9 protein-coding genes are annotated in these 13,605 nt (G+C 65.7%); 4 read left to right on the top strand and 5 right to left on the bottom strand.

The features are described from left to right. Positions 1-15 precede the first annotated feature (15 nt). Entirely contained in the window at positions 16-1,170 is a 1,155-nt protein-coding gene (locus AB7G19_RS41755; protein ID WP_085404002.1) for an iron-containing alcohol dehydrogenase, read from the bottom strand. 338 nt (positions 1,171-1,508) lie between these two features. Between AB7G19_RS41755 and AB7G19_RS41750 the strand changes: the two genes are divergently transcribed. The 3 genes from AB7G19_RS41750 to AB7G19_RS41740 all read left to right on the top strand — a co-directional run bounded on the left by AB7G19_RS41750 (position 1,509) and on the right by AB7G19_RS41740 (position 7,365). Next, positions 1,509-2,720, top strand: coding sequence for an efflux RND transporter periplasmic adaptor subunit (locus AB7G19_RS41750; RefSeq protein WP_085404001.1), 1,212 nt, complete (start codon positions 1,509-1,511; stop codon positions 2,718-2,720). Then, on the top strand, positions 2,717-5,887 hold the full coding sequence (locus AB7G19_RS41745) for an efflux RND transporter permease subunit (protein ID WP_085404000.1): 3,171 nt from the start codon (positions 2,717-2,719) through the stop codon (positions 5,885-5,887). Before AB7G19_RS41750 ends, AB7G19_RS41745 begins: the two co-directional genes overlap by 4 nt. Positions 5,888-6,171: 284 nt before the next feature. Continuing rightward, on the top strand, positions 6,172-7,365 hold the full coding sequence (locus AB7G19_RS41740; RefSeq protein WP_063979973.1) for an ABC transporter substrate-binding protein: 1,194 nt from the start codon (positions 6,172-6,174) through the stop codon (positions 7,363-7,365). Between the two features lie 150 nt (positions 7,366-7,515). Here the strand turns inward: AB7G19_RS41740 and AB7G19_RS41735 are convergent, their stop codons facing one another. From AB7G19_RS41735 to AB7G19_RS41720, 4 genes are read right to left on the bottom strand one after another with little or no spacing between them, the layout of a single operon-like run. After that, positions 7,516-7,902, bottom strand: coding sequence for an MAPEG family protein (locus tag AB7G19_RS41735; protein ID WP_085403999.1), 387 nt, complete (start codon positions 7,900-7,902; stop codon positions 7,516-7,518). Between the two features lie 27 nt (positions 7,903-7,929). After that, positions 7,930-9,012, bottom strand: a complete 1,083-nt coding sequence (locus AB7G19_RS41730; RefSeq protein ID WP_085403998.1) for a lipocalin-like domain-containing protein — start codon at positions 9,010-9,012, stop codon at positions 7,930-7,932. Continuing rightward, entirely contained in the window at positions 9,002-11,464 is a 2,463-nt protein-coding gene (locus AB7G19_RS41725) for an FtsX-like permease family protein (RefSeq protein WP_135215585.1), read from the bottom strand. Before AB7G19_RS41725 ends, AB7G19_RS41730 begins: the two co-directional genes overlap by 11 nt. Continuing rightward, the gene (locus tag AB7G19_RS41720; RefSeq protein WP_085404087.1) at positions 11,461-12,114 is read right to left on the bottom strand and encodes an ABC transporter ATP-binding protein; all 654 of its coding nucleotides are present in this window, start codon (positions 12,112-12,114) and stop codon (positions 11,461-11,463) included. The genes AB7G19_RS41725 and AB7G19_RS41720 overlap by 4 nt, the downstream gene beginning before the upstream one ends. A gap of 146 nt (positions 12,115-12,260) precedes the next feature. On the opposite strand from AB7G19_RS41720, the gene AB7G19_RS41715 reads away from it, so the two are divergent. Beyond that, positions 12,261-13,598: an MFS transporter gene (locus AB7G19_RS41715; protein ID WP_085403996.1), complete on the top strand. Its 1,338-nt coding sequence runs from the start codon at positions 12,261-12,263 to the stop codon at positions 13,596-13,598. Positions 13,599-13,605: the final 7 nt, after the last annotated feature.

The raw sequence follows: 13,605 nt of genomic DNA, 5'->3' as shown, positions 1-13,605 counted from the left end.
TCCTCCGGCTTGAAATTATGCGGCGAGAAGCAGGATTTCGCGAATGTCGGCGGGGCCGTCGATCTTGCGCGGGTTGCGCGGGATCCAGTTCGTGCGCATCGCCTGTTCGGCGATGGCGTCGAAATGCTCAGGCGAGACGCGGACGTCGGCGAGGCTGCGCGGCATGCCGAGTGAGCGGATGAAGGCATCGAGCACGTCGCCGGCGTTGTGGCCGGGAAAACCCATCGCGGCGGCGACGATCATCTGGCGCTCGGCGTTGTCGCGCGCATTCCAGCGCATCACCGCGGGCAGCATGATGCAGGAGGTGTAGCCGTGCGGCACGTCGAAGGCCGCACCCAGCACATAGCCGATGCCGTGGCTCGCACCCATCGGCACGCCGGCGGCGAGCGCGCCCATCGACAGCCAGGTGCCGATCTGCGCATCCATGCGGGCGTCGAGGTCGGCAGGGTCGGCCTTCACCCGCGGCAGCGCGTCGGCGAGCATGGCCAGCCCCTTCACCGACTGCGCGTCGGCATAAGGATGCGTCTCGCGCGAGCAGATCGCCTCGACGCAATGGTCGACGGCGCGGATGCCGGTGGAGAGAAACAGCCATTCCGGCGTGCGCACGGTGATGGCGGGATCGAGAATGGTCGCACGCGGCACCGTGAGCGGATGCCGCAGCATCTGCTTCACATGCGTGGCGCGGTCGGTGACGCCCGCGATCGCGCTGAACTCGCCGCCGGCGATCGTGGTCGGCACGCTGATCTGCCGCACGTTAGGGGCGGTCATCTCGGGCGCGACGCCCTTGTGGACGCGGATGCGCTCGATGCCCTCGACGTCGTCGATGCCGTTGGCAAGGCAGAGCTGCACCGCCTTGGCGCCGTCGGTGATCGAGCCGCCGCCCACGGTGACGATCAGGTCGGCGTTCACTGCGCGCGCCGCATTGGTCGCCGCGATCACCGCCTCGCGCGGCGTATGCGCCGGCATGGCGTCGAACAGGCCGGCGCAGCGCGCGCCGAGCGCCTGTTTGATCTTCGCGATTTCGTCGGTCTGACGGTTCAGCGTGCCGGAGACCATCAGGAAGGCGCGGCGCGTCCCCAGCCGGTCCATCTGCGCAACGACGGCCTCGGCCGCGGGATGGCCGAACACGACCTCCTCGATCGCGCCGTAAACGACACGTCCCTGGTGCACGCCTGTCCTCCCAGGACAATTCGGCTTTGTTTTTCTGGGAGTAATCTAGCCGAGCGGACGGTGTCCGTCATGTGCGAAGACGCTGGCGACTTTCTTACCCTCCGCCTCCAGGGGAGGGTGGCGAGCGCCGCGTCTTGATTGCTGACCTTCCGCCGACGCGCATCAGCTGCCGCTTGTCATCATCTCTCTCGCTGTCAACCCGTCATCCGGCTAGGGCATCCTCCCAAGCGTTGCGCGCGCTTTCGTCTTGAAGATTTCATCATTGAAACCCATCTTGTGTCGCCCGCGGGTAGGCGAGTACGCTGCTTTTGCTGCGGCAAATGTGCGAGGGACTTGGGATGAGCGGACCGGACCGAAACGAGCATTTTGTCAAAACGCACGATTTCGTCCTACCTCGACTTTGCGCAATTGCCGGGCTCCTCGCCGCGACGTTCGCTCTCACTGGTTGCGGACAACCGGCCTCGCAGGCCGCCGCCCCACCGCCGCCGCCGGTGACCGTCGCCCAGCCCGTCAAGCGCACCGTCACCGATTGGGACGAGTTCACCGGCCGCTTCGAGGCGGTCGAGGAGGTGCAGGTGCGCCCCCGTGTCGGCGGCTTCGTCAACTCCGTCGAGTTCCAGGACGGCGCGATCGTGCATCAGGGCGACCTGCTCTACGTCATCGACCCGCGCCCGTTCGAGGCGGTGGCCGAGCAGGCGGACGGCCAGTTGTCCGACGCGCGTGCCAAGGTGGAGCTTGCCAAGCGCGAGCTCGACCGTGGTCTGAACCTGGTCCAGACCAGCGCGGTCTCCGAGCAGGCCGTCGACCAGCGCCGCCAGGCCCTGCAGGCGGCGCATGCCGCGGAGACGCAGGCCGCAGGTGCGCTGAAGGCCGCCCGGCTCAATATCGAGTTCACCCATGTGACCGCGCCGCTCACCGGCCGCGTCAGCCGCCATCTCGTCAGCCCCGGCAATCTCGTGCAAGGCAGCGACACCGGCACCTCGACGCTGCTCACCTCGATCGTCGCGCTCGACCCGATCTACGTCTATTTCGACATGGATGAAGCAACCTTCATCAAATACAGCAAGCTGTGGTTCGAAGGCCGCCGCCCGAGCTCGCGCGACACCGCGAACCCGGTGCAGGTGACGCTCGCCGGCGAGACCAAGCCGTCGCATGAGGGCACCATCAACTTCCTCGACAACCGCCTCGATGTTTCCACTGGCACGCTGCGCAGCCGCGCCGTGATCAAGAACACCGATCTCTCGATCCTGCCGGGCCAGTTCGGCCGCGTCCGGCTGATCGGCAGCGCGCCCTATGACGCGCTGCTGATTCCCGACGTCGCGGTCGCGACCGACCAGTCCCGCAAGATCGTGTTCGTCGTGAAGCCGGACGACACCGTCGAGGCGCGCCCCGTGGTGCTCGGTCCGCTCGATGAGGGCCTGCGCGTGATCCGCGAGGGGCTGAAGGCGGAGGACCGCGTCATCGTCAACGGCATCCAGCGCGCCCGCGTCGGCGCCAAGGTCGCTCCGTCTCCCGCGCCAGCGCCGGCCAAGTCCGGTGACAAGTCATGAACCTTGGCCGTCTCTCCATCAACCAGCCCATCCTGGCGATGGTGCTGTCGATCGTGCTGCTGATCGTCGGCGCGCTCGCCTATACGACGCTGCCGGTCTCCGAATATCCGCAAGTGGTGCCGCCGACGGTCGTCGTCACCACGCAATATCCGGGCGCCTCGGCGCAGACCGTGTCCGACACGGTCGCAGCTCCGATCGAGCAGCAGATCAACGGCGTCGAGGACATGCTGTATCTCTACAGCCAGGCGACCTCGAACGGGCAATTGACGATCACCGTCACCTTCAAGCTCGGCACCGATCTCGACAAGGCGCAGGTGCTGGTGCAGAACCGCGTCGCGATCGCACAGCCGCAGCTGCCGGACGAAGTGCAGCGCAACGGCGTCGTCACGCGCAAGAACTCGCCCGACATCCTGATGGTCGTGTTCATGCTGTCGCCGGACGATACGTTCGACCAGCTCTACATCTCCAATTACGCGCTGCTCCAGGTCCGTGACCAGTTGCTGCGGATCGACGGCGTCGGCGATATCCAGATCTTCGGCGCACGCGACTATTCGATGCGGCTCTGGCTCGACCCTGATCGTATCGCCAATCTCGGCCTGACCTCGACCGAGGTGCTGGCCGCGATCCGTGCCCAGAACGTCCAGATCGCGGGCGGCCAGATCGCCGAACCGCCGATCGCCGACCGGGCCTTCCAGCCAAACCTCGTTTTCACCGGGCGCCTCAAGGACCAGAAGCAGTTCGAGGACATCCTGATCAAGGCCGGCTCCGACGGCCGCACGGTGCGGCTGCGCGACGTCGCCCGCATCGAGCTCGGTGCTCTCGCCTACTCCACCAACAGCTTCCTGCTGCGCAAATCGGCGGTCGCCATGCTGGTGACGCAGCGGCCGGGATCGAACGCGCTCGCGACGGCGAAAAACATCTCCGACACGATGACGACGCTCAAGCAAAGCTTCCCGAAGGGCCTCGACTACAATATCGGCTACAACCCGACCGAGTTCATCGCGCAATCGGTCCACGAGCTGATCAAGACCATCTACGAGGCCATGCTGCTCGTGGTCATCGTGGTGCTGGTGTTCCTGCAAGGATGGCGGCCCGCGATCATTCCGATCATCGCGATCCCTGTCTCGCTGGTCGGCACCTTCGCGGTGATGGCGGCGCTCGGCTTCTCCATCAACAACCTCACCTTGTTCGGCCTCGTGCTTGCGGTTGGCATCGTGGTCGACGACGCCATCGTGGTGGTGGAGAATGTGGAGCGCCATCTCGAGCACGGCTTAAGTCGGCGCGATGCGGCGCTGAAGACCATGGAGGAGGTCGGCGGCGCGCTGGTCTCGATCGCGCTGGTGCTCTGCGCCGTGTTCGTGCCGACCGCATTCATTGGCGGCATCTCCGGGCAGTTCTTCCAGCAATTCGCCGTCACCATTGCGGTGGCGACCGCGATCTCCTGCTTCTGCTCGCTGACGCTGTCGCCGGCGCTGGCTTCGATGATCCTCACGCCGCACGCAGAGAAGCGACCGCCTGCCGCCTGGAATCTCCTCGCGCGTGGCTGGAATGCGTTCACCGGCGTCTTCAACCGCGTGTTCGATCGGCTCTCGCATGGTTATGCCGGCCTTGCCAATTTCGTGATCCGCCATTCGGTGGTGATGATCCTGATCTATGTCGTGCTGATCGGCAGCGCCGGCTGGCTGATCGCGACCACGCCGCAGGGCTTCATTCCCGCGCAGGATCGCGGCTACGTCATCATCTCCGTGCAATTGCCGGGCGCGGCGTCGCTGGCGCGCACCACCGAAGTCGTGCGCGAGATCGAGCGGATCTCGCTGGACACGCCCGGCATCGTCCGCGTCGCCGCCTTCGCCGGCTTCTCGGGCGCCACCCGCACGCAGGCGGGCAATGCTGCGGCGCTGTTCCCGGTGTTCGACGAGCCCGAGGCGCGGATGAAGAAGGGATTGTCTGCGAACGCCATCACGGTCGAACTGCGCAAGCGCCTGGCCGCAATCCAGGGCGCCTTCATCATCGTGATTCCGCCGCCGGCCGTGCCCGGCATCGGCACCGGCGGCGGCTTCACCATCCGCGTCCAGGACCGCCAGGGCCGAGGACCTGAGCTGCTCGCCGCGGCCACCGACGAGCTTGTCGCCGCGGCGCGCAAATCGCCGTTGCTGCTCGGCCCCACGGTTTTCTCCCCGTTCTCGGCCAACACGCCGCAGCTCTTCGTCGACATCGACCGCACCAAGGCGCAGAAGCTCGGCGTGCCCATCGCCAGCATCAACGACACGATCCAGACCTACTTCGGATCGACCTACGTCAACGACTTCAACCTGTTCGGCCGCACCTATCACGTCACCGCGCAGGCCGACTTCCCGTTCCGAAAAGAGCCCAGCGACCTCTCGCGCCTGCGCACGCGCAACGCCTCCGGCGACATGGTGATGCTCGGCAGCGTGGTCGAGTTCAAGGACGTCTCCGGCCCCGACCGCGTCGCACGCTACAATCTCTATGCTGCGTCCGAGCTCCAAGGCGAGCCGGCGCCGGGCACCAGCTCGACCACCGCGCTCAACACCATCAAGAAGCTCGCGGACGACATCTTGCCCAGCGGCTTCACCTTCGAATGGACCGATCTGTCCTATCAGCAGGTCACCGGCGGCAATGCGGGCCTGCTCGTGTTCCCGATCTGCGTGCTGTTCGTCTATCTCGTGCTCGCCGCGCAATATGGCAGCTGGACGCTTCCATTCGCGGTGATCCTGATCGTGCCGATGTGCCTGTTGGCCGCCACGATCGGCGTGCGCATCATGGGGCAGGACGTCAACATCCTCACCCAGATCGGATTCGTCGTTCTGGTGGGGTTAGCTGCAAAGAACGCGATCCTGATCGTCGAGTTCGCACGCGACATCGAGAAAGAAGGCAAGCCACGGCTGGAGGCCGTGATCGACGCCTGCCGCCTGCGCCTGCGGCCGATCCTGATGACCTCCTTCGCCTTCATCCTCGGCGTGCTGCCGCTGGTGATATCGTCCGGCTCCGGCTCGGAGATGCGGCAGGCGGTCGGCGTTGCCGTGTTCTTCGGCATGATCGGCGTCACCCTGTTCGGCCTGCTGTTCACCCCGATCTTCTATGTGGTGGTGCGGAACCTGGCGGAAGGGCGGAACGAGGGGAAGAAGCCGGAGGTGGTGGCTTCGTAATATTGGTGGTGGCCGCCGGCTTATCCAAATCCTCGATGTCGTCCCCGCGAAGGCGGGGACCCATAACCACAGGGAGGAGTTTGGCGAAGGCTGGCAACCACTAGCTCGCGCCAAACTCCTCCCTGTGGTTATGGGCCCCGGATCTGCGCTGCGCTTGTCCGGGGCGACACCAATTTTGTAGCTGGCGCCCATACTAACGATCAACATGAAATGGATGGGCAGGCGCGGGGTTCTTCACTAGTATCCGCGCGATTTCAAAACAGAAAACTGCTGGGAGCCAACATATGAAATCAGCACTTTTGGCCGCTGTCGCAACGTCTGCTCTGTTGCTGGCTGCGCCGGCCTTCGCGCAAGGCGTCAAGATCGGCATTCTCAACGATCAGTCCGGCGTCTATGCCGACTACGGCGGCAAATACTCGGTCGAAGCCGCCAAGATGGCGATCGAGGATTTCGGCGGTGAAGTGCTTGGTCAGAAGATCGAGATGGTCACCGCCGATCACCAGAACAAGCCGGATCTCGCCACGTCGATCGCGCGGCGCTGGTACGATGTCGAGAACGTGGACATGATCACGGAGCTGACGACCTCCTCGGTCGCGCTCGCGATCCACGAGCTCTCCAAGGAAAAGAAGAAGATCGACATCGTCGTCGGCGCCGCGACCTCGCGCCTCACCGGCGATGCCTGCCAGCCCTACGGCTTCCACTGGGCCTATGACACCCGTGCGCTCGGCGTCGGCACCGGCGGCGCGCTGACCAAAGCGGGCGGCGACACCTGGTTCTTCCTCACTGCCGACTATGCCTTCGGCTATGCGCTGGAGAAGGACACCAGCGAGATCGTCACCGCCAATGGCGGCAAGGTGGCCGGCTCGGTCCGCGTGCCGCTCAACTCGTCGGACTTCTCCTCCTTCCTGCTCCAGGCGCAGAGCTCGAAGGCGAAGATCGTCGGCCTCGCCAATGCCGGCCTCGACACCACCAACTCGATCAAGCAGGCGGCCGAGTTCGGCATCGTCTCCGGCGGCCAGAAGCTCGCCGGCCTCCTGATGACGCTCGCCGAGGTGAATGGTCTCGGTCTGCAGGCCGCGCAAGGCCTGGTGCTGACCGAGGGCTATTACTGGGACCTCAACGACCGCACCCGCCATTTCGGCGAACGCTTCTTCAAGCGCACCAGCCGGATGCCGAACATGATCCAGGCCGGCACCTATTCGGCGACGCTGAGCTATCTCAAGGCGGTCAAGGCCGCCGGCACCAAGGACCCCGACGCGGTCGCCAAGAAGCTGAAGGAGCTGCCGGTCGACGACGACTTTGCGCAGGGCGGCAAGGTGCTCGAGAACGGCCGCATGGTCCACGACATGTATCTGTTCGAGGTCAAGAAGCCGTCGGAGTCGAAGAAGCCGTGGGACTATTACAAGCTGCTCGCAACCGTCCCAGGCGACAAGGCGTTCTTCGCCGCCAAGGACAGCGGCTGCCCGCTGACGAAGTAAGGCTCTCGTGTCCCGGACGCGCTGCAGCGTGAAACGCTGCTGCGCAGAGCCGGGACCCACATTTCTCCATAGGGCGAGACCAGATTGGGTTCCGGTGCAGCGTTACACGCTGCACCGCGCCCGGAAGGCGAGCGCGCGTGATGCCCCGCCTCACACCATCCGCAACACCACCGCCCCCAATGCCCCCGCCCACAGCGCAATCGCTGCGATGCCCTGGATCGCAAAGCCCGGGCCGCGCTTTGCCGCCGCCTGCGAATAGCCGATGAAGTAGACGATGCGGCCGATGATCCAGACCGCGCCGATTCCCGCTGCAATGGCGTCGCCGATATAGATCGCGAACAGCCAGAGCGCCGGCAGGAAGACCGGCATCCATTCCAGCGTGTTCGCCTGGATGCGGAAGGCGCGCTCGAAATCCGGGTGGCCTGACATTGCCGGCACCTTGACACCGGTCTTGGTGCGCGAGCGCGAGACGTTGATGCAGGTGAACATGTAGAATGCGATCGCCAGCAGCGTGACGAGGGCGGTGAGATGATACATCGCAGATCCTTTTGAGGAGGTCGCGCTTCAATAGCCGGTCAGCTCGAGGTAGCCAACGCCGTCATGCGTGCCGGCAAAGCTGATCGGCCCTTCCCAATAGGAGAAGCCGGTTCCCATCCAGGCTTTTGGGTTAAGCGGCTTGCAGGCAATCGAAAATGATCGTGAGGGGATCGCGATCTGCCATTCCACCGGCAGCTTGCGCCCCGCGATCTCGGCGGTCGCTTTCGGACTCATCTGGATATCGCCACCCGCGATCATCTGCGTGTCGCCCGCGGCGCTGATCCAGTTGCCGAACGGATACTCCTGGCCGTCCTTCTGCCGCAGCCGGTACAGCATCAGCTTGTCGCCGGATGCGAGATGTAGCGACAGCCAGTCCCAGCCGGTCTGGTCGGCATCGAGCGGCTGGCTGCTCCACTCGCGGTCCATCCAGGCCTGGCCCGAGACATCGACGGATTTGTCGTCGATCGTGAGGCTGCCGCGGGCGCGGTAGAACGGCTGGCTGTAATAGTAGGACGCCTGCCCGCGCTCGGACTTGCGGCTGAAACCGTGATCGCCCTGCAGCACCACGGGACGATCGGCCTCCAGTGTGAGCGAATAACTGAAATCGGTGCCCGAAGCCTTCAGCGTCAGCGGCGCCAATGTGCGATCGTCGGTGCGCTCAAAACCCTTCATCTCCCAATCGTCGATCCACGCCGCAAATGGCTTTGCGGTGACGCCGGCCTGTCCAATGCCGCCGCGTGCAAACACCTCGCTGAAGCGGTGAGTATCAGCGCGCGTCACCGCCGCATGCGCCATCCAGATCTGCTGATTGGCCCAGCCCTCTCCTTGCGGGCCCGACTGCGCCGCCTGGCGGAACAGCGTAAATTGCAGGCCGCACGCCGCGCCGCTGCCATCGACAAGGTTCGCGGTGAGATACCACCATTCGATACGAAACTCCGGATGCGGGCCGTGATCGGCCGGGAAGCTGAACGTCTTTCCCGGCGTCACCTTCGCAAAGCCGTCGGCGGTCTCGCCGAGCCCGGCATAACCTTGCGCGCCAGCGCGGCGGGCAGCCGCGAGTGCGGCGATGCCGCCGGCAAAGGCGCGCCGCGTGATTTTATCAGCGCTCATTGGCAAACACCTTGACGAGGCTCGCCGGCTGCATCCGCGCCAGTCGTATCATCGGCAGCAGCGCGGCAAGCAGCGAAGCGATCAGCGCGACCGCGACCAGCTCCACCAGCTGCAGCGGAAACACGTGGAACGGCAGCCGCCAGCCGAACGCCTTCACATTGACGATTGCGATCAGGCACCACGCCACCAGCAATCCGAGCGGCACGGCCAGCAGCGCCGTGAACAGCGCAACCGACAATGTCTTGGTCAGTTCGATCGCGGCAAGGCGCGGCCGCGTGATGCCGATCGCCCACAGCGGCGCGAGCTGCGGCAGGCGGGAATTCGCCAGTGTCAGCAGGCTGGTCAAAAGCGCGATGCCGGCCACGCCGAGCGTGAAGGCATTGAGCGCTGACGTCACCGCAAAGGTGCGGTTGAAGATCCGGATCGATTCCGCCTTCACCGTCGCCTGATCGGCGACGCTGCGGTCGTCGAGCGCGAATTGCTTCTGCAACGCCGCGATCAGGCCGGGGATATTTTCCTTCGCGACGATCAGGCCGATGCGCGTCTGCGGCGTCTGCGGAAAGTGCCGGATCAGCGCCGCGACGTTGACGGCGAGCTGCCCCTTGGGGTTGCCGTAATCGGCATAGATGCCGGCGATGTCGAGCTCCCAGGTGCCGCCCGGCGCCGGCACCTCGATGACATCGCCGACGCGGACGTTGAGGCGGCGGCTCAGCTGCTCGCTGATGAAAGCGGCATCGCCGGGCACGAGCTGGGTCCAGGCGCGCGGCGCGGTCTCCAGCAGCGGCCAGCGTTCGCGATAGAGCGCGTGATCGGGCAGGCCGAGCAGCTCCACCGGCTGCCCCTGAACCTGCGTATCGGCGCGTCCGCCCGACAGGATCGCCTGCACGTCGCTGCGCTCCTTCAGCCAGCTCCGGATCGCAACGCCTTGCGCATTGTCGGAGGCGCTGATGTAGACGTCGGCGGCAAGCCGCCCGTTGAGCCAGCCGACGAAGGTGCGGCTGAAGGTCTCCACCATGGTGGACACCCCGACATTGACGGCCAGCGCGAGCAGCAGCGCCATCAGGGCCAGCGACAAGCCGGAGAGCTGTTGCCGGCTGTCCGCCCAGAACCACAGCGCCAGCGGCCCCTTCGCCCAGCGCTGGCCCACGAGCAGGATGATTTCTAGGAATGCCGGCAGGATCAGCGCCGCGCCGAACATCAATGCGGCCAGCACGCCGAATCCCGCAATCAGCGATTGTCCGTAGTGAAGCAACAGCAGCGCGACCGCGAACACGGCGCAGGCCGCAATGCTCTGCAGGACCAGCCAGCGGCGCTGCCGCTGCTGCCAGGCGTAGGGCTGCGCGGTCGCCAGCACCGGCATCCTGATCGCCTTGATCAGGCTGGTCGCCGCCGCCACGATCGCGCCGGCGATGCTGATGCCGATACCGGCGAGCCACCATTCGGAGCGCAGTGTGAGCTGTCCCGGGATCTGCGCGCCATAGAGCCCGCGCAGCGACGCCGCGACATCGGGCAACAGCGCGGCCGCGATGAAATAGCCGCAGACGAGCCCGATCAGTCCTGCGACCAGCGCCAGCGCCACCAGTTCGACCACCAGCACCGTGTTGACCAGCCGCGCCGAGGCACCGCAGGCCCGCAACGTGCGCAGCATCGGCAACCGCTGCTCGAAGGCGAGGCCGACGGCGGAGTTGACGATGAAGAGACCGACGAAGAACGACAGCAGGCCGAAGGCGGTGAGGTTGAGATGGAAGCTGTCGGTGAGGCGCTCCAGCTCCGTCTCCGCATTCGGCTCGACCAGCTGCAACTGCTCGCCAACGACGCTCGCCAGTGGCGCCGGCTTGCCCTTGGGCTTGCCGATCAAAAGCCGCGACACCTGGTCCGGCTTGTTCAGCAGCCGCTGCGCGACGCCGATGTCGACGACCAGTACGCCGGCCACGAGTTGCGGCAGCACGCGCAGCGGCGGCAGTTTTGCGCCGTTGCTGATCGGCGGTGCCGCGCCTTCCGGTTCCTGCAGATCGCTCAGCGTCTCCCGCGCCACCAATGTCTGGCCGGGCGGCGCAACGAAACTGCTCAAATCCGGGGCGCCGAGGCGTGGCGCGTTGCCGACGTCGGCCGGCATCGTGATCGGCTCGATGCCGAGCAGCCGCACCGAACGCCCGTTGACCTGGACGCGGCCTTCCAGCACCGGCGAGACCGGCCAGCCCGCGCGGCGGAGTTTTATGAACAGCTCCTGCGAAAAGGTCGCTGCATCAGGCGCCACCAGCATCGCCGTGCGCACGCCGCCGAACGTCGCCGCCGCGCGGTCATAGGCATTGCGGGCCTGCTGGTTGATCGCCTGCACGCCGCTCCACAATGCGGTCGCCGCGATCAGCCCGATCAGGAGCGTCGCGAACTGCATCTTGTGCCGTCGCCAATGGCTCAGGAGAACCGCGAGGACCCACAGCGCGCGCCTCATGCGATCCGCCCCGCATGCAAGGTGACGTGGCGGTCGAGCGTGCCGGCCAGATGCAGGCTGTGCGTCACCATCAGGAAGCCGCAGCCGGTGCGCGTGACGAGATCGCGCGTCAGCGCCAGCACGTCGTCGGCGGTGTCCTCATCCAGGTTGCCGGTCGGTTCGTCCGCCAACAGCAGCGAGGGCTTGGTCGCCAGCGCCCGGCCGATCGCGACCCGCTGCTGCTGGCCGCCTGATAATTGCTCTGGATATCGCTTGAGCAGGCTGCTGAGCCCGAGCCGCTCGATCAGCTCTTTTGACCAGGCCGCATCGTGACGGCCGGCGATCCGCGCCTGGAAGACCAGATTGTCGGCGACCGACAGGCTCGGGATCAGATTGAACTGCTGAAAAACCAGGCCGATCCGGTCGCGCCGCAGCTCGGCCCGGCCGGCGTCCGAGAGCTTGGTCACCTCGGTGTCCTCCAGGCGAATTGTGCCGCTGTCGGCGGCATCGAGACCCGCAATCAGGTGCAACAGCGTGCTCTTGCCGCTGCCGGACTCGCCGGTCAGCGCGACGCGCTCGCCGGCCTTGAGGTCGAGGTCGACACCACGCAGCACGTGGACCGGCTCGCCGGCCGAGGAGAAGGTCTTTGAGAGGTTTCGGATGCTCAGCAAGGTCAATGCGCCGGACGGAATTAACTCAATGCTGCGTAGCACACTTGCCGTGGAAATGCCGGGGTTGCGTTGGCCTTGAAGCCGTTGTTAGCTCCCAAAACGGCCAAATCAAAAACGTGCCGACAAAAAGACATACGGGGAGATTGATGAGCGCTCAGGGAACGCCCGACGTTGCGGGCAGGACGGCAGGGGAAGTCAAGGCAACGCCGAAGGGCGCCTGGACCGTCACTTTTCTCCTCTTTCTCTTCATGGTGGTGAACTTCGCGGACAAGATCGTCGTCGGTCTCGCCGGCGTGCCGATCATGACCGACCTGAAGCTCGATGCCGAGCAATTCGGCCTGCTCGGCTCCTCGTTCTTCTTCCTGTTCTCGATCTCGGCCATCGTGGTCGGCTTCATCGTCAACAAGGTGCCGACGCGCTGGGTGCTGCTGACGCTGGCGGTGATCTGGGCGCTGGCGCAGTTCCCGATGGTGGGCACCGTCTCGTTCACCACGCTGCTGATCTGCCGCATCGTGCTGGGCGCTGGCGAAGGACCTGCCTTCTCGGTCGCAGCCCACGCCATCTACAAATGGTTCCCCGACGAGAAGCGCACGCTGCCGACCGCGATCCTGTCGCAAGGCTCGGCCTTCGGCGTCATCCTCGCCGTGCCGGCGTTGAACTGGGTCATCGTCAATCACTCCTGGCACTACGCCTTCGGCGCGCTTGGCGTCGTCGGCCTGCTCTGGGTCTGCGCCTGGCTGACGTTCGGCAAGGAAGGCCCGCTCGAGGATACGCAGGTTCTCGCCGTCACCGAGCCGAAAATCCCTTATGTGCAGCTGCTGACCTCGCGCACCTTCCTCGGCTGCGTGATCGCGACCTTCGGCGCCTATTGGGCGCTGTCGCTCGGCCTCACCTGGTTCACGCCCTTCATCGTCAAGGGCCTGGGCTTCTCGCAGAGCCAGGCCGGCTACGTCTCGATCCTGCCCTGGGTGTTCGGCGCGACCGTCGTCATCCTCACGGGGTGGGTCTCGCAGGTGATGATGGCGCGCGGCTACACCACGCGCATCTCGCGCGGCGTGCTCGGCTCGGTGCCGCTGATCATCGGCGGCCTGATCCTGGCGATGATGGCGCATGTGCAGGGTGCTGGCCTGCAGATCGCGCTGCTCGTCGTCGGCTCCGGCCTGTGCGGGGCGATCTACGTCGTCTGCCCGCCGATGCTCGGCGAGTTCACCCCGGCGTCGCAGCGCGGCGCGGTCATCGCGATCTACGGCGCGCTGTACACGCTGTCGGGCATCATTGCGCCGAACGTGATGGGCACCGTGATCCAGCGCGCCGGCAACATGGTCGACGGCTACCTGACCGGCTTCACCATCAACGCGGTGGTCATGGTCGGCTCCGGCGTCATCGGTCTGATGCTGCTCTGGCCGAACACGGAAAAGGCCAGGCTGACCCGTGGTGCGGCTCCGCAGGCCGCGGCGCTGAAGGGCGCCGTGTCGCCGACGTAAGGGGCGC

It is taken from the genome of Bradyrhizobium sp. 215_C5_N1_1 (assembly GCF_052075935.1).
GTDB classification, from domain to species: Bacteria; Pseudomonadota; Alphaproteobacteria; order Rhizobiales; family Xanthobacteraceae; genus Bradyrhizobium; species Bradyrhizobium barranii.
The sequence above is the reverse complement of the archived record's forward strand: the minus strand, read 5'-3'. Positions and strand labels throughout refer to the sequence as shown.

Coding starts and splice junctions, on each gene's coding strand:
- AB7G19_RS41750 (WP_085404001.1), top strand. CDS start 1,509: ATGAGCGGACCGGACCGAAACGAGCATTTTGTCAAAACGCACGATTTC.
- AB7G19_RS41745 (WP_085404000.1), top strand. CDS start 2,717: ATGAACCTTGGCCGTCTCTCCATCAACCAGCCCATCCTGGCGATGGTG.
- AB7G19_RS41740 (WP_063979973.1), top strand. CDS start 6,172: ATGAAATCAGCACTTTTGGCCGCTGTCGCAACGTCTGCTCTGTTGCTG.
- AB7G19_RS41735 (WP_085403999.1), bottom strand. CDS start 7,902: ATGTATCATCTCACCGCCCTCGTCACGCTGCTGGCGATCGCATTCTAC.
- AB7G19_RS41730 (WP_085403998.1), bottom strand. CDS start 9,012: ATGAGCGCTGATAAAATCACGCGGCGCGCCTTTGCCGGCGGCATCGCC.
- AB7G19_RS41725 (WP_135215585.1), bottom strand. CDS start 11,464: ATGAGGCGCGCGCTGTGGGTCCTCGCGGTTCTCCTGAGCCATTGGCGA.
- AB7G19_RS41715 (WP_085403996.1), top strand. CDS start 12,261: ATGAGCGCTCAGGGAACGCCCGACGTTGCGGGCAGGACGGCAGGGGAA.